Here is a 17,158-nt window from a genome sequence, read left to right on the forward strand (position 1 = left end):
GCATGCTCCTGGGCGTGATCCGGCGTCCCTGCGTTCGAGTTAATGAAATGTCTGTCAATGCCCCCTCCCGGATCACTGAGCTCGTCATCGAGGCCGGTACCAAGAAAGCCCGACTGCCCATCCGTGCGCTGCTCATCCTCGGTTTCCTCGCCGGCGGCTTCATTTCGATGGGCTTCATCCTGGCCATCCATGTCAGCGCGATGATTCCCGGGCAATGGGCTTCGCTGGGCAACCTGCTGGGCGCCGCGGTATTTCCCATCGGCCTGATCCTGGTGATCCTGGCGGGCGGTGAACTGCTCACCGGCAACATGATGAGCCTGCCACTGGCCATGTTCGCCGGGCGCATACGCCTGGCGGCCGTGGCACGCAACTGGCTGCTGGTGACCCTGGCCAACCTGCTGGGTGCGCTGTTTGTGGCGTACTTCTTCGGCCACCTGCTCGGCCTGACCGAGGGCGCCTACCTGGACAAGACCGTGGCCGCCGCCAGCAGCAAGGCCAGCGCCGATTTCGTCCATGCTTTCGTCTCCGGCATCGGCTGCAACTGGCTGGTGTGCCTGGCGGTGTGGCTGGCCTATGCCAGCCGTGAGATGAGCGGCAAGATCCTCGGCATCTGGTTCCCGATCATGGCGTTCGTCGCCATCGGCTTCCAGCACGTGGTGGCCAACATGTTCCTGATCCCGGCGGCGATCTTTGCCGGCTACCTGAGTTGGGCGGCGCTGGTGCATAACCTGGTCGCGGTGTTCCTCGGCAATGCGGTGGGCGGCGCGATCTTCGTCGGCCTGGCGTACTACGTGTCGTTTGGCGCTGCGGCCCAGGAGCAGGCGTCAGCGCAGTAACGGCCTTTACCTCGCCGGCAAGGCTGGGTAGCATTGTTGCTTCCCTCCTTTGCGGCCGTTCTGCCGTGCACCGCCCAGGCGTTGATTCGCGAAGCGGGCATACATGATGCCGACATGAGCACGGTCGCCTGGCCAAGGCGCACCGATAATCCGTCATCAGAAAATCTCAGGATGATTCCATGATCATTCGCCAAGCTATCGCTGCCGATCACCCCCGGCTGGTCGACATCTGGCTGCGCGCCGTGCGCGCGACCCACCACTTTCTGCAGGCGTCCGACATCGACGCGCTGCTGCCACAGCTGCGCGATGTCTACCTGCATGCCGTCGAGCTGTGGGTGGCTGTCGACCTTGAAGACAACCCGCTGGGCTTTATCGGGCTCGGCGATAACCACGTGGAAATGCTCTTCATCGATCCCGACCTGCATGGCCGGGGCATTGGCCGTGCGCTGCTGGATTTCTGCCGCAGCACGCGCAACACCTTGAGTGTCGACGTGAACGAGCAGAACCCGCAGGCGGTAGGGTTCTATCTGCACTATGGCTTTGTGCAGACCGGGCGTTCACCGCTGGACGGTGAGGGGCGGCCGTTCCCTTTGTTGCATATGGCCTTGCCCGACAACGTGTCGGGCTGACGAAACGGGTTCGACGGTCAGCGAGGCACTTTCAAGGCTTGTGGATTGGCCACGTTCTTCGGGGCACCCTGGAAAAATGCCAGCACATTGTCGAAGGCATCGCCGAAGTACAGCTCGTAGCCGTTCTTCTCCACGTAGCCCAGGTGCGGTGTGCTCAGTACCCGCGGGTGGGTGAGCAGGGGGTGGTTCGGCTCGAGTATCGGCTCCTGCTCAAAGACATCCACTGCGGCGAAGCCCGGCCTGCCGGCGTCGAGCGCCTGCAGCAGGGCCCCAGGCGCAATCAGTTCGGCGCGGCTGACGTTCACCAGCAGGGCATCGGTTTTCATCCGCGACAGGTCATCGATGGTCACCCCGTGGCGCGTTGTATCTGACAGCCGCAGGTTGAGGCTGAGGATATCGGCTTCGGCAAAGAATGCCGCGCGCGATGTCGCCGCCCGGTGCCCATCGGCCTCGGCCGCTGCCCGGCTGGCCTCGCTGCCCCACACCAGCACCGGCATGTCGAACGCCTGGGCATAGCGTGCCAGGCGCTGGCCGATCTTGCCGTAGCCCCAGATCCCCAGCACCTGGCCGGCGATTGCCTGGCCCAGGTTGACCTGCCATCGACCTTGCCTGAACGCCTCGATCGCCGGCACCAGCTGGCGCCGGGCGTTGAGGATCAGCGCCCAGGCCAGTTCGGCCGGCGCCACCGGCGAGCCGCGGCCTTCGGTGACGATGATGCCGCGAGCCGTGCAGGCCTCAAGGTCCAGATGGCCAGCGACCTTGCCGGTCTGGCTGATCAGCTTGAGCTTCGGCAGCCGGTCGAGCAGGGCGGCATCGATGCGCGTGCGTTCGCGGGTGAGGACCAGGGCGTCAGCGTCGGCGAAGCGTGCGGCCAGCGCGTCCACTGAGGCAGGCTGCTTGTCGTGAAACACACTGACGTCATGCCCCGCCAGACGCTTGAAGCAGTCGAGTGAGCGGATTACGTCCTGGTAGTCATCGGGAATGGCAATGCGCATGTCGGTCGGCCCTGAGGTTGGTTGTGGCGAGTCTACAGATGGATGGCACGGGCTGCGCCCGTGATCGCCGGCAATCCGGCTCCCACAGGATAGTGCTAGCTTTCGAGCCTTGAGCAAGCCCGTTGCTCCCTGAGCGACCAGGCATTCACGCCGAACCTGAAGACTGCGCTGTACCTGTGGGAGATCACCCAGCCCTTTGGCCTGCGCTTTCGCGTAGAGAACTGAGTTCGCAAGCGGTCCGCAGACCCTGTGGGAGCAACTGTCTTGTGCTGCTTGTGCCGGCCTCTTCGCGGGTGAACCCGCTCCCACAGGTTCAATGCTTACCTCAAGGCATGCGCGATCCCTGTGGGAGCGGCGGTTCGGCGCCCCGACTTGCCCCGCGGACACGGGCTTAGCCCGTGCCATCCATCAGGTTGTTGTCAGGCTGGCCTGGCCCGTCGCAGCCTCACCCCGGCCATACACTTGAGCACAACCCCCAGCATCACCGCCACCCCGGCACTGACAAAGATCGCCTCGTGCCCGGCGCTCTGCTGCTGCAAGGCCACGAACGCCGGGGCCAGCGCCGCCGCCGCCACTTGCAGGATGCTCACCCAGGGCGTCAAGGTGCCGCGCGGGTCGTTGGTGGCGATGGCGCCCATGTAGTAGGTCAGCGCCAGCACCCAGCCAAAGTTCATCAGGAACAGCGTCACGCACAACTGCCCGGCATCCGCTGCATGGCGCGCCAGCAACACGATCGACAGCAGCACCAGCAGTGAGCCGAAGCCGATCATCGGCCCACGCCTCACCCGTGCCCCCAGCACGCTGGGCAAGGCCCCGCCAGGCAAGCCGCCGAGGATCCCCAGGCCGAATGCCCAGCCCACATCCAGCGGGCTGATGCCGCGTTCGCGGGCCAGTTGGTCGACAAAGCCCCAGATGCAATAGATCGCCAGTTGCAGGCACAGCATCCCCAGCAGGGCATAGCGCCCGAGGGTGGCGCAGCCAACGCCACGCTGGGTTACCGGCGCCGCTGCCTCGCGGTGCAGCCGCTGCGGAATGGCCAGCGCGACCAGGGCGATCAGCACGAACCAGAAGCCGATGCTGGCCACGGCGCCTCGATTGCCGAACACCTCCGCCAGCTGCGGCATGCAGGTGGCGTACAGGGCGAACACGGCGGTCTGGATCAACAATGACAAGCCATACGAGCGATCCTGCCCTGGCAGGCGCCCCAGACCGCTGATCGCGCCGGCATACAGCACGCCGGTGGCAACGCCGCACGCCAGCCGGCACAGCACCAGGGCTGCCAGTGAGCCCAGCATCGCACTGAGCAGATTGAGCGCCAGCGCGGCGCAGGCGCCCGCCAGGTACAGGCCGCGGCCCCCGAAGCGCCGGCCCAGCCACGGCAGCAACAGGCTGCCGAGCAGAGTGCCGGTCATTTCGCTGGACAGGACCCAGCCTTGCTGGCTCAGGTCCAGGTTCAGCCGTTCGGCCACCAGGCCGATGAAGATCGGCTGCACGCCAATGATGATCAGTGCCGTGGCGGCGATGTAGATCAGGGCGGCACGCAGCAGCAGGTTGTTGTTCTTGTTGTGCATTGGAGTTTCCCGGTGGGCGCATCAGGTTCAGGCGTGGGGGAGGGTGCCTGCGTCGTGGGTGATGCGGCCGTTCATCAGGGTCAGCGCCACATCGGTCTTGCCGATCTCATAGCGGTCGAGCTCGAACAGGTCCTGCTCGAGGATGATGATGTCGGCGCGCTTGCCGGTGGTGATCGAGCCAATCTCCTTTTCCAGCCCCAGCTGATAGGCGCCATTGAGGGTGTAGGCGGCGATCAGTTGCGGAATGCTCAGGCGCTCGTCGGCATCGGGCATCACCGGCGCATTCGGCTCGCCACTGAGCTGGCGGGTGTGGCCCGACTCGATGTGCTCCACCGGCTTGTGCTGGCAACGGCACTGGCAGACCAGGCCGTCCATGCCGATCGACACGGTCACGCCCTGGTCGATGAAGGTGCGGAACTTGTACATCGAGGCCCAGCGCTTGAAGCCATAGGACTGCTGGATCGCTTCGGCGTAGGCATCCACCACGCCCCATTGCAGCTGAGTGTTGGCCATGACCCCGATGCGGCGAAAGCGCGGGATGTCATCAGGGTGGGTGAGGAAGGCGTGGGTGATCACATGGCGGCGGTCGCGCGGCGGGTTGCTGGCGAAAGTCCGTTCGAACACGTCCAGCGCCATGCGCACGGCCGCATCGCCCACGGCGTGCACCATCACATCGATACCGGCGGCATCGGCCTGGCGTACGTGCTGTTCGAATACCGCTTCGGGCATGGTCGTCGAGCCGCAGTGCGGCTTGTCGCAGTAGGGTTCGAGCAGGAACGCGGTGTGGTTCAGCTCGGTGCCGTCGAGCATCAGTTTCAGGGTCTGCGCCTTCACCAGCGGCGAGTCATAGCGGCTGCGCATGCCTTGCAGGATGGTCACCGGATCATCCTCGGTGCCCATGTTGATGTAGCTGCCGACCACGCGCAGTTTCAGACGCTCTTCGCGCTCCAGCTGCTGCAGGGTTTCGTACAGCAAGGTCTGGTCGCCGGCCGGGTCGAGGAAGCCGGCATCGAACACGGTGGTGATGCCGGCAGCGACCAGTTTCTCTTGCCAGAACGGGATCGAGCGCAGGTACAGGTCGATGCCGGTTGGCAAGTAGCCGGCTTCGCTCAGCCGTTGCATCAGCAACGAATAGGCCGCGCAGTCGATGATCACGCCAGTGGGCTCGCCGCTGATCGGGTCTTTTTCGAACCAGCTGGCGCCTTCTTCCACGGCCGGGGTGTCGCGGTCGATGCCGGCGGCCTTGAGTGCGTAGGTGTTGACCCACATGGTGTGGTAGTCGGTGGACAGCAGGCACACCGGCTTGTCCGGGCAGATCTCGTCGAGCACTTCGCGGCGCAGCAGGGCGGCCGGCATCAGTGGCTGGATCCAGCCCATGCCGGTGATGGCCTTCTCGCCGGGGTTGGCCGCCACGTAGCGCTTGAGCAGGGCCAGCACCTCATGCGGGTCTTCATGGTTGACCAGGGCCTGGAAGGCGAAGGCGGTGCTGGAGAAGTGCCAATGCGATTCGACGAAGCCTGGCAGCACCAGCTTGCCGGCAGCGTCGAGCAAGCGCGTGGCGGGGCCGGCGTGGGCCATGACGCTGGCGTGGTCGCCAACGCAGAGGATGCGCTCGCCCTGCACGGCCACGGCGCTGGCCCATGGCAAATGCGGGTCGACGGTGTAGATGCGGGCGTTGTGGATGATGAGATCGGCGGCGGTGGTCATGGCGGCTCCCTGGGGCAAAATGCCGCGCTAGTTTTGTGTCGGTTAAAAGTTTTAGTCAATAAAATATTTTTGCGGGTTGGCTTTGCTGTATGCTGGCCACCGGTTTTGACAAAGGGTTGCCAAGTGAGCGGATTGCGCGAGCAGCAGAAGGCACTGCGCCGGGAGACGATCAGCCGTACGGCGCTGGGCCTGTTCGAGCGCCAGGGCTTCCACACCACCACCATGGAGCAGATCGCCCGTTTGGCGGCGGTGTCGGTGCCCACGGTATTCGCCTATTTCGGCAGCAAGCAGGAGATCCTGCTGGAAAAACTGCGCGAGGCCGACCACCGCGCGGTGGCCGAGGCGCGCAGGCGCCTGGCGGAATTCGACCAGGCGCTGGATGCGTTGTGCTGCTACGAAACGCACCTGACCGACTACGCCTTCGAGGTACTGCCGGCAGCGCTGTGGCGGGAGATTCTGCCGCCCTTGCTGCCGTTGCTGGGCAGCCATCAGCGCGATGTGCCCGAGGCTTACAAGCGAGTCAACGACGCGCTGGTCGAGGAGCTAAAGCACCTGCTCCAGGACCTGTGCGACAGCGGCAAGCTGCGCGCCGACCTCGACGTGGGCTATGCGGCGTTTCTGATCAACGACTATGGGCATCTGCAGCTGCTGCGGCTGTGCAACTGCGAGCCGCTGGACCTGGTGGCGCACCGCGAGGATGTACGCCGGTTCATGGGGTTCTTGCTGGCTGGCATGCAAGGTTAAGCCTGTGGGAGCCGCGCTTGCCGGCGATGGGCCGCGAAGCGGCCCCGGCATTTATGCAACAACCTTGAGATCGTGGGGCCGCTTTGCGGCCCATCGCCGGCAAGCGCGGCTCCCACAAGGGAACAATGTCAGGGCTGGTTGAGCGGCCAGCCCTGGTGATGCGCCACCAGAAAGTCGACAAACACCCGCACCCTTGCCGGCATCGCCGGCCCGCCGACGAACACCGCATGCAGTGGCTCGCGGTCGCCGGGGTTGTAGTCCTCCAACAGCGCCACCAGTTGACCGTTTTTCAGCTCATCGGCTACGGTAAAGGTCCCGATTCGGGCAATGCCCGCCCCCAGCCTGGCCAGTTGCGCCAGCGCCTCGCCACTGCTGCACTCGATATTCCCCGTCACCTTCAGTGAAAAATCCTCCCCCGCCCGACGAAACGGCCAATCCGGCGCTGCTCGCCGGAAGTTGAAGCGCAGGCAGTTGTGCTGCGCCAGGTCCTCCGGCACCTGCGGCGTGCCACTGCGCGCAAGGTATTCGGGCGAAGCCACCACCACCTGGCCGGTATGGCCGATGCAGCGCGCGCTCAGCGAGCTGTCTGGCAGCACGCCGAAGCGCAGCGCCACATCGGCCTGACCGCCATGGATGTCGGCGATTTCGTCACTCAGCGTCAGGTCGACCAGTACCTGCGGATACCGCGCGCTGAACGCCGTCAGTAACGGCACCACGGTCTGCCGCCCATGCCCCAGCGCCGCGCTGACCCGCAACCGCCCGCGTGGCACGCCCTGGTCGGTGATCGCCTCTTCGACTTCGAGCAGGTCCGCCAGGATGCGCCGCGCCCCGCGCAGGTACGCCTCGCCCTCGGTGGTAAGGGTGATCGCCCGGGTGGTGCGCAGCAGCAGGCGCGTGCCCAGGCGCTGCTCGGCACGGGCGATGATGCGGCTTACCGCCGAGGGGGTGAGGCCCAGCTCGCGCGCAGCGGCAGACAGGCTGCCGGCATCCACCACCTTGGCGAACACCTCCATCTCCCCGGATCGCCCGTTGTAGTCCATCTGTGCCTCCAGCGCAAAGGTGGTTGCCGGAAAACCGGTCTAGTGCATTTAAAAGCTGGATCGTAGCATTCCTGTCATAGATAAGGAGCCTTGTATGCGTATCAATCCCCCTCTTGTAGCACTCGCCATTGGTGCCTTCGGCATCGGTGTCACCGAGTTCGCGCCCATGGGCATGCTGCCCGGTATCGCCGCTGACCTCGGCGTGTCGATTCCGGCTGCAGGCCTGCTGGTCAGTGCCTACGCGCTGGGTGTGCTGATCGGTGCCCCGTTGATGACCCTGGCCACCGGCAAGGTCCCGCGGCGTTACCTGCTGATCGGCCTGATGGCCATCTTCACCCTGGGCAACCTGCTGTCGGCCCTGGCCACCGATTACCAGAGCCTGCTGATCGCGCGGGTGGTGACCTCGCTCAACCACGGTGCGTTCTTCGGTGTCGGCTCGGTGGTGGCGGCCAGCGTGGTACCGCCAGAGAAAAGGGCAGGGGCGGTGGCCGCCATGTTCATGGGCCTCACCTTGGCCACCATTGGCGGTGTGCCGCTGGCCACCTGGTTCGGTGAACTGCTTGGCTGGCGCACGGCGTTCTGGGGCATTGCCGGCCTGGGCCTGGTGGCGATGGCGTCGCTGTGGTTCGCGCTGCCCAATGTGCCGCTGCCGAAAAGCGCCGGGGTGATGGCCGAAATTCGTGTGCTGGGGCGTGGGCCGGTGCTGGCGGCGTTGACCCTGACCGTGGTCGGCTCCAGCGCGATGTTCACCGTGTTCACCTACATAGCGCCGATCCTGCACAGCCAGGCCCAGGCGTCCACCACCTTCATCACTGCCATGCTGGTGCTGTTCGGTGTCGGCCTGACCTTGGGCAATGTGTGGGGTGGCAAGGCGGCGGATCGTTCGGTCGACCGGACCTTGATCGTGTCGCTGCTGGTGCTGATTGCGGTGCTGCTGGTGTTCCCGGCGATGCTTGGCTGGTCGCTGCCGACAGCGCTGGCGATCCTGGTCTGGGGCATTGCCAGTTTCGCCCTGGTGCCACCGCTGCAGATGCGGGTGATGGATGCCGCCAAGGACGCGCCCAACCTGGCCTCGGCGGTGAACATCGGGGCGTTCAATTTGGGCAATGCGATTGGTGCGGCGTTGGGTGGTGCGGTGATCAGCGCCGGGCTTGGGTATGCAGCGGTGTCGTTTGCGGGTGCATCGATGGCAGCGCTGGGATTGGTGCTGACGCTTGCCTGGCGCACTCGTCAGGCTGCACCCGTGTCAAGGGCCGTGGCATAAGCAGTAGTGTGCCAGACACCTCCAACGGCCCTATTCGGGTAGGGCGACAGGGCGCCGGGGCTGAGCTGGCTGTTCTCGATCACAGCTTTGTGATCGTTGCGGGGCTACTTGACCTACTACGCTGCCTGAATGGCCCTGGATCGGAGCGCCTTCGACGGTTGCGCGGGTAAGCTGTCGAAATTTGGATTGGGGGTTGCAACGCTGGGTCTCTGGCATGGTTGGTTCCCGAGGTTGAGGCCTCCGTTACGGGTGGCTGCGTGGTGGGGAGCTCACGACCGGAGCTGCCGCTAATGACGTGCATAGGCACGCTGCCAGCGCCCCCAACGTCCCCAGCGCTGGTTTGGTCTGGTAGGTTGCCGGTCTCGTTCGGTGCCGCACTCCTCATCGGTGGGCGTGCGGACTGTCGTGCCCTGGGGTTTTCCCAGAATTTGAATAACGCCGCACCTGCGGCAAGGATGGCTGCCCCCGCTACCATTTTTCTGGCATAGAAGCTCACATTGGCAGAACCGTTCAGTGTACTGATCATCGATGTCGGAAGGCCGAAAAGCCTCAACAGTGTGGCGACGATGATCATGGCGCCAGGGACTGTTCGCAGCTGGCGCAGCAAATCGGCACCCACACGGCGAAGGCCGTCGGACCAGTTTTCGCCTTGGTTGAAAGCGTGGAGTAGCGAGTCGGCTACCGGGATCACACCCGATAGAAAAAACAGGGTGGTGCCCAAGCTACCCAAAACAAAATCCGTCACATCCAGTGTGCTGGATGGTGCGGTCTCTGGCGGGCCTTGCGTCGGCGCTTGGTCTGGCGGGTTGGGCAGAGCAGTCGGATCACTTTCGACAGGATTAAAACCTTGCTTGTCTCGATAACGCAGGGGATTGTTCCTTACCAGACGATAGAGGTTGGGACCGTCCACCAGCCCTGCAGGGTCTGCGCTTAGCCAGCGACCTAGCGTCGGCTGGCTGTAGCGCGCTCCGTAGTAGTAAAGCCCGGTAGCGTCGAGTTCCTTGCCAGCGTGACGCAAGGTTCTCTGGGCTAGGCTGTCGGCCTCCAGCTTGGGCTCATCGATCCCGGTGGTTTCCCCAAACGGGGCATATTCTTCGCGGCAAACCAACTTGCCCTCGCTGTCGGTTTCACCGCCGCTGCTGCCCAGATGGTCGGTAAACCCGTAACGCAGATGCAGTTCGCCGCTGAGACGGTCTTCGACCCAGCGCGTGCCGTCGACTTCGCAGATGACGACATGCCTCAGCAAGTGGTCGTCTAGCCACCTCATCCTGGTTTCGCAGCCTGCTGCATAGGTTGTGACGGTGATCTGCGTGCCTTTTGAGGTTTTCACCGTGGCAATCTTGCGGGTGCGGGTGCCGGGGTCCGCATAGTGGTAGTGTTCTGTGTCATCGGCATCCGCTTCTGCGCGCGTGAGCAAGGTTGCCTGGCGCAACTGATTGTCGGCCTGCCAGCTCAAGGCCCTGCCATCGGCCAGTTGCTTCTGCAGCCCTCCGGGGAGAAACCCCGTGTCCGGAGTCAGGTTGTGGCCTTCCGGCAGTGCCCGGTTGCTGCGTGCCGAGACCACCAGATGGCGGCTGCGGGAGCCGGCGCCGCCGTTGTGACTGAAGGTGGTCAGGTTATCGCTGTCGTCGTACGTATAGTGCTCGGTGTAAGGGCTCCATGCCATGCCCCCCTGGCGGTCTGCAGAATCGAGCGCCGGGGACCAGAAGCCTGCAACTGTGCTGCGCTCGCGGCCGGTCGCTGAAGCCAGGCGGTACAGGGAGTCGTAGCGGAACTCACGCAAGCCCTCGGTTTCAAGGTTGCGATGCCATTGTCGCTTGGCCGCCCGGTCTTCGAGGCTGAGCAGGTTGCCGACGGGATCATGTTGGTAGTGCAGGTCGCTGATGACCAGCCCACCCAGTGGGTGTTTACCTGGGCGTGCGGTTTGGTGACTGATCAGGCGATGTGTCGTGGGCGAATAGACATAGGTGTCGACCACATCATTGCCAGCAGTGCTCGATAGCACTCTACCGTCAGCGCGACGTTGCACCGCCTTGAGTGCGATAGCCTTGCGTTCGCCATGACTTAGCAAGGTATTGCTCAGAGCACCGCTGATGTCATACGTCGACAACGTGCAGATACCCGCCGAGCTGGTGTCGGCCAGTATCGCACCTACAGCATCATGCCTGGCCATCGTGAGCAGGGGCGGCTCCAGTTCACCCTCGCTTGTGCCAGCCCAATCCGGCAAGTCCGCTTCCGGGCGCAACAGGCGGCGTTGCGCTTCCAGCACCTTGGCGGTCAATGATTGTGCGCAGGTGCGCACGACGCCGGCATTGTCGAAATGTTCGAACACGGTTCCCGCCAGGTTGTGCTGGCGGTTGCTCGCGCTGGCATCGGCATGGCGCAGGCGTTCGCGCAAGCGGCCGGGACCGCCAGCCGGGCGCTCAAGCGTGGCGATGTGCCGCCCGCCATTCAGTGGCGCCTCATACTGCGTGCATTGAGCGGTACCTTGGGCATTGAGCGACCAGAGTGCGCGACCCGCGCTGTCATTCAAGGTGATCACGGCATCGCCATCGGCGGTTTGCTGCACAAGCGCCTGGCCACCCAGGCTGGAGATCTGCATGGCATCGGCCAGTGGCGTGTGCTGCGACGAAGCCCGCAGCGCGCGGGCTCCAAACAGCCGAGAAGTGCGAGTCAGCCTGCTGGTATCAGTGCGGGTGCATAGCCAGCGTGCGGGTACGTCCATGCCGTCGGCAAGGCGTAGCGAGCGCAGGGTCAACGCTGGGCTACCAGTACTGGCCCGGGCTGCCACTTCAGGTGTGGCGCGATGAACTGATGCATGCTCCAGTGTGGACATCGGTTTGCCCTGCTGACCCTTTTGATTGCCGAGTCTAGACGTGGGACGCCTGCCGAGCAGCTGGCAAAAATATCAGGTCATGTGCACGGCAGACCGTTGCTCCGATCGATGATGAAGCCGTGCCGCTCTCTCAGGCCAGCGAGAATGTCGGCATCGGCGGGGGCGTCGGACGACCGCGAGCCGGGGCTGAGCTTGTCTACACCGCAGATCTATCTACTGTCGGCGATCCTTGGCTTGTGAGCGCCTGCGTTCTAAAGACAAGGTTTTGGACGCAACGTTGCGGGGGAGCTCATGTCTGCGGGCTCGATAATTGGGGGCGCTGGCGCTTCTGCGAAGTGCGCCAGAGTTCGTGGGTACTTGATTGGCCGAGGGACCTTCAGATGGACTGTCGTTTTCTGTGCGGGCCGGTGAGCTGCTCGATGCGGTTTCGCCGTCGTTGTGCACAAGCTCACTTTCCCTTTGCGGGCCGGGCTCAGTGGGCGATTCTACATTTGAGCCCACTGTCTGCACATTCACCAGCGCAATGACGTCCGGCGAGCTGGACCTGGGATTTAAGTTGACCGACCTTTGACTTGCCATCGGAATGTCGCTAAGCATGCTGGGGTCTTCCCTGTAATTCAGCAGCTGATTGACTGTAGTGATCAATTTCATGACAAACGAGAGTGCTGTCGAGGCCGTCAAGGTGTACGTTGCTTGCGTCATATCACCGTTGACGGCCAATATCAGTCCGGTTATGCCTAGTCCTTGCTCGACAATATCGCCCACTGCCTGCAATCGCTGTACTGCTCCGTGTCGCGTGCGTAGATGTCTGTTGAGTGCATTGCCCAGACGGCTTGGGGAAAATCGCTCGGTGCCATTTTTTGTGGCAACTTGGTAAGTCCTGATGATGAATGGAAGATTGGTGAGAACCAACGCTGCGATGCCGAGGAAAATGGAGAGGATGCGACGGATCCATTCAAAGGGAGTCACCGCGTTGTTCGATGTGCCAGCGCCCTCTGTCACCGGCTCTTGGAAATCTCCCGGACTGTATTCTCCCGGTGCCATGCCCAGGCTGTCTCGCAGTAGGACTGGGTTGTTCCTGACCATCCGAAACAGGTTGGGGCCGTCCACCAGCCCGCCCGGATCCGCGCTCAACCAACGGGCCAGCCCTGGCTGGTAATAGCGCCAGCCGTAGTAGTAGAGCCCGGACGCGTCCAGCTCCTTGCCCGAATAGCGCCAGCTTCGCTGAATCAGGCCACCGGCTTCCGAGATGTCCTCATCCAGCCCAGTGGTTTCCCCGAACGGCGCATATTCTTCACGCGTAACCAGTATCCCATCACGATCGGTTTCCCCACCGACGCTGCCCAGATGATCGCTGAATGCATAACGCAAATGGATTTCATCGCTCAGCCGATCATGCACCCAACGCAGGCCAGCAGCTTCGCTGATTGCGACGTCCTTCTGCGGCAGCGGCTGGCCGACGTTTAGGCGTTGGCGTATCTCAACGTTCTGCAGATAGGTCGTGACGGTCATCTGCCTGCTGTTTCCCTTTTTCACCGAGGTGATCTTGCGCGTACGGGTACTGCCGTCGGCGTAGTGATAATGCTCAATGTCGTCGACCTCGCCAGCTGAGCGGCCGACCAGGCATACCTCACGCAGTTGATTGTCCGCCTGCCACGCCAACGGCCTGCCAGCGCCCAGCTGTTTCTGCAGGCCACCGGCGAGGAAGCCAGTTCCCGGCTGTAGGCCATTGTCTTGCGCCAATGCCCGGTTGCTCTGGGTTGCAACGATGAGCTTGCGGCTTCTTGCGCCCACGTCACCGTTGTGAATGTGATTGAGGGCGGTCAGGTTGTCGCCGTCGTCGTAGGTGTAGCGCTCGCTGTATTGGCTCCAGACCCTGCCACCCTGGCGGTCGGCGGCACTGAACGCCGGTGCCCAGAAACTGCCCACGGTAGCGCGCTCGCGGCCAGTGGCGTGCACCAGGCGGTACAGGGTGTCGTACGCAAATTCACGCCGGCCGCTGACCTGCTGGTTGCCGTGCCAAACCGGGGCGGCACCGCGATCATCCAGGACCTGAATGTTGCCCACAGGGTCGTAGTGGTAGTGCAGGTCGCAGATCACCAGCGCGCCCAGCGGGTGCCCGGCTGGGCGTGAAGTCCGGTGACGGGCAATGCGATTCGTGGTGGGTGAGTAGGCATAGGTGTCGACCACGCCGTTACCTGCGGTCTGCGATAGCAGCGCACCGTCGGCCCGGCGCTGCACGGCGCTGAATGCCACGGCCTGAGCAGTGCCTCGGCGCAGCCGGGTTTCGCTTACCGCACCGCTGATGTCATAGGCTGTCAGCACGGTGACGTGCGTAGAATTGGTGCTGGTCAGCGCGGCACCGGTGGCGTCGTGGCAAGCGGTCATGCGCAGGGGGGAGGGTTCCAGTTCGCTTTCGCTGCCGCCTGCCCAGTCCGGCAGCTGTGCTTCGACCTGTAACAGGCGCCGTTCGGTTTCCAGCACCTGATCGGTCAACGATCGTGAGCGGGTGCGCAGGTACCCGGCATTGTCGAACTGTTCGATGATGCCACCCGCCAGGTTGCGGTCACGCTCGGCGGAAGTCGCTTGTGCGTGCAGCATGCGTTCGCGCTGGCGCGGCATGCCACCGGCTGGTTGTTCGAAAGTTGCGAGTGGCCGACCACCTTCAGCGGCGATTTCATACAGGTACCAGTTGCGAGTGCCTTGGGCATTCTGCGCCCACAGCAAGCGCCCGGCGCTGTCCTTGAGTTCCAGGGTGGTATCGCCATCAGCTGTGTGTCGTTCCAGCGTCTGGCCGTCGAGGCTGCTGACCGTAGTGGCGTCGGGCAGCAGCGGCGCTGCCGGGGCTGCTCTGAGAGGGCGGGCACCGAACACCCAGGTCTTACGTGTCAGCAGGTCTGCCTCGGTACGTGTGCGCAGCAACCGGGCCTGCGGCTCATCGGGGTGGCGCAACAGGCGCAGGGCAAGCAACGGGCTGTCGGCGCTGGACCGGACAGCCAGACTGGGCGTGTTCGCATGAAGGGCGACGCGTGCAGCCTTGTGCATCGGCAGTCTCCGCTGGGGGCTGTGCCTGCTACAAGGTCATGAGTCTAATGCCGTGCCCTGGCTCACGCACCTGGCAAAAATACCAGTTCTCGCAGTGCAGGCCTGCTCAAGGCAGGCCATTGCGCCCGTGAGCAAGATAGCCCGGGCGTTGGCTGAGGAGCTCGTAGTACGCACTCACGGCAGGCAGGCCTGGGTGGTTCAGCGGCGTAGCGAACCAGCGCTGCACCGACAGGCCGATGGGGATGTCGGCCAGGGTGAAGTGTTCGCCGGCAACGAAGGCGCCGGTGACGGCCAGCTGTTGTTCGAGGATGCTCATGTAACGGGCCCACTCGGCGCACCCGGCGGCCAGGGCGTTGGCATCCTGGTGCGCAGGCGACTGGCGCACCAGTGACATGAACGGGTAGCTCCAGGCGCGATTCAGGTCCGAGGCCTGCCAATCGATCCACTGATCGACACGGGCCCGTGCCTGGGCTTCGGCGGGGTACAGGGCCGGGGCGCCGTAGCGGTTGGCCAGGTAGCGAATGATGCTGTTGGATTCCCATAGCGTGAAGTCACCGTCCTGAATCACCGGGACCATGGCGTTGGGGTTGAGCGCAAGGAATTCGGCCGCGTCGGTGGGCCGGAAGCCGCTGCCCCAGTCTTCGCGTTCGAAGGGAATGTTGAATTCGGCGCAGGCCCACAGCACCTTGCGCACGTTGATCGAAGAGGCCCTGCCCAGTATGCGTAACATGCTGTCTTCCTTGATTGGCTGAGCGCCGATCGTCGACGACGGCACGGCGCCAGTCAAGCTCGACCTGGTGCAGACATTCGCCCCCGTCTCTGGCAAGGTGGAACGCCGTTCAAGCCTGGCTCACATCACCCCATGGATGCCTTCTACCTCATCGCCCTCGGCGCCATTGTCGCCGGTTTCGTCCAGGGTCTTTCCGGCTTTGCCTTCGGCATGGTCGCCATGTCGTTCTGGGCCTGGGGCCTGGAGCCGCGGCTGGCGGCGTCGCTGACCGTGTTCGGCAGCCTCACCGGCCAGCTCATCGCCGTGTTCAGCGTTCGCCGCGGCTTCAGTTGGGCCTTGCTGTGGCCGTTCGTGCTCGGCGGCCTGGCAGGTATCCCGCTGGGGGTGTGGGTGCTGCCTTACCTGGACATGCTTTGGTTCAAGGCCGTGTTCGGCACCCTGCTGGTGCTATGGTGCCCGCTGATGCTGGTGGCGCCGCGCCTGCCACGGCTGCCGGGCAATCGCCTGGCCGATGGCGCGGTGGGCCTGGTGGGCGGGGCGTTGGGCGGGATCGGTGGCTTTACCGGCACAGTGCCTACACTGTGGTGTACCTTGCGCGGCTTCGAGCGCGACACCCAGCGCGCGGTGATCCAGAACTTCAACCTGTCGATGCTGCTGGTGACCATGCTCACCTACCTCGGCACCGGGGTAGTGACCCGCGACATGCTGCCCTCATTCGGCGTGGTGCTGCTGGCCATGGCGTTGCCGGCGCTGCTGGGTACACGGGTGTACCTGGGGATCAGCGAGCTGGCCTTTCGCCGGGTGGTGCTGGGTTTGCTGACGGCCTCCGGGGTGGCCATGCTGATGGCGTCGTTACCGGCATTGTTGAGCCGTTGAGCGCTTGCCTGGCGACGCTGAACTTGGCACCCTTTGCGCCGCATCGATCTTGCGCGCCGAAACAGAAGGAACCGCACCGTTGAGTTGGGACAAAGTCGGCAAACGCCTGGTAGCCATGCTGCTTGGCCTGATGGTCTTGCTGGTGGCCTACGTGCTGCTCAAGGACTCGCCTCGGCTCGAGGCGACCCTGACCTATGCTTACCTCACGTATCCCAGCCAGTTCAGCGAACGTATCAGCAAGGCCAACGAGCAACTCAAGTACGAGCAGTTGCAGCCTCGCATCAACAACATCAGCGGCGGTGCGTTGAGCCAATATCAGGTCGACAAGCTGGTCGAACTGGCCCAGGCACCTTATGCCCAGCTGTTCGCCAAACCCTTCGAAGCCGGGTTGGTGGATCACCGCACGGGCTTGCTCATCGACCTGCACAACCGTGGTGACAGCGATGTGCGTGAGGTGAAGGTCCGCCTGCCGGCCAGGGGCCTGGTGCAGGTGCGTGATGCGGCAGGCAACGACACGCTTTACGAGGCGGCGACGGCGCAGGTGGAGATACCGGTCATCGAGCAGGGCGGGGCGTGCAGGGTCTGGGTCTACTTCGATGCCGACTATTCGCAGATTCGCCAGGGCGGCATCGGTGTCAGTTTTGCCGGTGGCGAGGCGGATGTGCGGGTTTCTCGCCAGTTCACCGGGTTCCCGGCGCTGGTGGCGCGCTACAGCCGCGAGTTGGTGGCGCTGCTCGGGGTATTGTTGCTTGGCCTGCTGGGGATGGGGTATGCCTGCCTGGCGCGGCGGCGGACTGTGATGTGATCGGCTCTGCGTTTGCAGTGTTTGTGAGATCGAGCGCCGCGCGGGCGGCGCTCGATCTCACAGGCGCTGCAAATCTCCAG

General features: G+C 64.0%; 13 protein-coding genes. 6 read left to right on the forward strand and 7 right to left on the reverse strand.

The window, feature by feature from the left end; translation table 11 throughout:
• The first annotated feature begins 47 nt into the window (after positions 1 to 47).
• Entirely contained in the window at positions 48 to 836 is a 789-nt protein-coding gene (locus tag OCX61_RS09820; RefSeq protein WP_261943603.1) for a formate/nitrite transporter family protein, read from the forward strand.
• A gap of 179 nt (positions 837 to 1,015) precedes the next feature.
• Positions 1,016 to 1,465, forward strand: coding sequence for an acetyltransferase (locus tag OCX61_RS09825; protein ID WP_261943604.1), 450 nt, complete (start codon positions 1,016 to 1,018; stop codon positions 1,463 to 1,465).
• A gap of 17 nt (positions 1,466 to 1,482) precedes the next feature.
• Here OCX61_RS09825 and OCX61_RS09830 read toward each other — a convergent pair whose 3' ends face one another.
• From OCX61_RS09830 to OCX61_RS09840, 3 genes are all read right to left on the reverse strand, one after another.
• The gene (locus tag OCX61_RS09830) at positions 1,483 to 2,460 is read right to left on the reverse strand and encodes a D-2-hydroxyacid dehydrogenase family protein (RefSeq protein ID WP_261943605.1); all 978 of its coding nucleotides are present in this window, start codon (positions 2,458 to 2,460) and stop codon (positions 1,483 to 1,485) included.
• 419 nt (positions 2,461 to 2,879) lie between these two features.
• Complete coding sequence (locus OCX61_RS09835) at positions 2,880 to 4,031, reverse strand: MFS transporter (RefSeq protein ID WP_261943606.1); 1,152 nt, start codon at positions 4,029 to 4,031, stop codon at positions 2,880 to 2,882.
• 27 nt (positions 4,032 to 4,058) lie between these two features.
• Positions 4,059 to 5,738 carry an amidohydrolase gene (locus OCX61_RS09840; RefSeq protein ID WP_261943607.1) on the reverse strand — a complete coding sequence of 560 codons (1,680 nt, stop codon included), beginning with the start codon at positions 5,736 to 5,738 and terminating at the stop codon, positions 4,059 to 4,061.
• 123 nt (positions 5,739 to 5,861) lie between these two features.
• Between OCX61_RS09840 and OCX61_RS09845 the strand changes: the two genes are divergently transcribed.
• Positions 5,862 to 6,482, forward strand: coding sequence for a TetR/AcrR family transcriptional regulator (locus OCX61_RS09845; RefSeq protein WP_261943608.1), 621 nt, complete (start codon positions 5,862 to 5,864; stop codon positions 6,480 to 6,482).
• Positions 6,483 to 6,610: 128 nt separating this feature from the next.
• Here OCX61_RS09845 and OCX61_RS09850 read toward each other — a convergent pair whose 3' ends face one another.
• On the reverse strand, positions 6,611 to 7,522 hold the full coding sequence (locus tag OCX61_RS09850) for a LysR family transcriptional regulator (protein WP_261943609.1): 912 nt from the start codon (positions 7,520 to 7,522) through the stop codon (positions 6,611 to 6,613).
• A 94-nt stretch (positions 7,523 to 7,616) separates the two neighbouring features.
• Between OCX61_RS09850 and OCX61_RS09855 the strand changes: the two genes are divergently transcribed.
• The gene (locus OCX61_RS09855; RefSeq protein WP_261943610.1) at positions 7,617 to 8,786 is read left to right on the forward strand and encodes an MFS transporter; all 1,170 of its coding nucleotides are present in this window, start codon (positions 7,617 to 7,619) and stop codon (positions 8,784 to 8,786) included.
• A 79-nt stretch (positions 8,787 to 8,865) separates the two neighbouring features.
• Here the strand turns inward: OCX61_RS09855 and OCX61_RS09860 are convergent, their stop codons facing one another.
• From OCX61_RS09860 to OCX61_RS09870, 3 genes are all read right to left on the reverse strand, one after another.
• Positions 8,866 to 11,622 (reverse strand): RHS repeat-associated core domain-containing protein, encoded by a 2,757-nt coding sequence (locus OCX61_RS09860; protein WP_261943611.1) that lies wholly within the window; start codon positions 11,620 to 11,622, stop codon positions 8,866 to 8,868.
• Between the two features lie 213 nt (positions 11,623 to 11,835).
• Complete coding sequence (locus OCX61_RS09865) at positions 11,836 to 14,667, reverse strand: RHS repeat-associated core domain-containing protein (protein WP_261943612.1); 2,832 nt, start codon at positions 14,665 to 14,667, stop codon at positions 11,836 to 11,838.
• A gap of 106 nt (positions 14,668 to 14,773) precedes the next feature.
• Positions 14,774 to 15,397, reverse strand: a complete 624-nt coding sequence (locus OCX61_RS09870) for a glutathione S-transferase family protein (protein WP_261943613.1) — start codon at positions 15,395 to 15,397, stop codon at positions 14,774 to 14,776.
• A 132-nt stretch (positions 15,398 to 15,529) separates the two neighbouring features.
• On the opposite strand from OCX61_RS09870, the gene OCX61_RS09875 reads away from it, so the two are divergent.
• Positions 15,530 to 16,273: a sulfite exporter TauE/SafE family protein gene (locus tag OCX61_RS09875; protein WP_261943614.1), complete on the forward strand. Its 744-nt coding sequence runs from the start codon at positions 15,530 to 15,532 to the stop codon at positions 16,271 to 16,273.
• Positions 16,274 to 16,352: 79 nt separating this feature from the next.
• On the forward strand, positions 16,353 to 17,078 hold the full coding sequence (locus tag OCX61_RS09880; protein WP_261943615.1) for a hypothetical protein: 726 nt from the start codon (positions 16,353 to 16,355) through the stop codon (positions 17,076 to 17,078).
• Positions 17,079 to 17,158 lie beyond the last annotated feature (80 nt).

Origin of the sequence: Pseudomonas sp. LRP2-20 (assembly GCF_024349685.1) — a bacterium.
Lineage (GTDB): Bacteria > Pseudomonadota > Gammaproteobacteria > Pseudomonadales > Pseudomonadaceae > Aquipseudomonas.

Bases quoted from the DNA above. Each gene is read 5' to 3' on its own strand.
- OCX61_RS09820 (WP_261943603.1), top strand. From the start codon at position 48: ATGTCTGTCAATGCCCCCTCCCGGATCACTGAGCTCGTCATCGAGGCC.
- OCX61_RS09825 (WP_261943604.1), top strand. From the start codon at position 1,016: ATGATCATTCGCCAAGCTATCGCTGCCGATCACCCCCGGCTGGTCGAC.
- OCX61_RS09830 (WP_261943605.1), bottom strand. From the start codon at position 2,460: ATGCGCATTGCCATTCCCGATGACTACCAGGACGTAATCCGCTCACTC.
- OCX61_RS09835 (WP_261943606.1), bottom strand. From the start codon at position 4,031: ATGCACAACAAGAACAACAACCTGCTGCTGCGTGCCGCCCTGATCTAC.
- OCX61_RS09840 (WP_261943607.1), bottom strand. From the start codon at position 5,738: ATGACCACCGCCGCCGATCTCATCATCCACAACGCCCGCATCTACACC.
- OCX61_RS09850 (WP_261943609.1), bottom strand. From the start codon at position 7,522: ATGGACTACAACGGGCGATCCGGGGAGATGGAGGTGTTCGCCAAGGTG.
- OCX61_RS09855 (WP_261943610.1), top strand. From the start codon at position 7,617: ATGCGTATCAATCCCCCTCTTGTAGCACTCGCCATTGGTGCCTTCGGC.
- OCX61_RS09860 (WP_261943611.1), bottom strand. From the start codon at position 11,622: ATGTCCACACTGGAGCATGCATCAGTTCATCGCGCCACACCTGAAGTG.
- OCX61_RS09865 (WP_261943612.1), bottom strand. From the start codon at position 14,667: ATGCACAAGGCTGCACGCGTCGCCCTTCATGCGAACACGCCCAGTCTG.
- OCX61_RS09870 (WP_261943613.1), bottom strand. From the start codon at position 15,397: ATGTTACGCATACTGGGCAGGGCCTCTTCGATCAACGTGCGCAAGGTG.
- OCX61_RS09875 (WP_261943614.1), top strand. From the start codon at position 15,530: ATGGATGCCTTCTACCTCATCGCCCTCGGCGCCATTGTCGCCGGTTTC.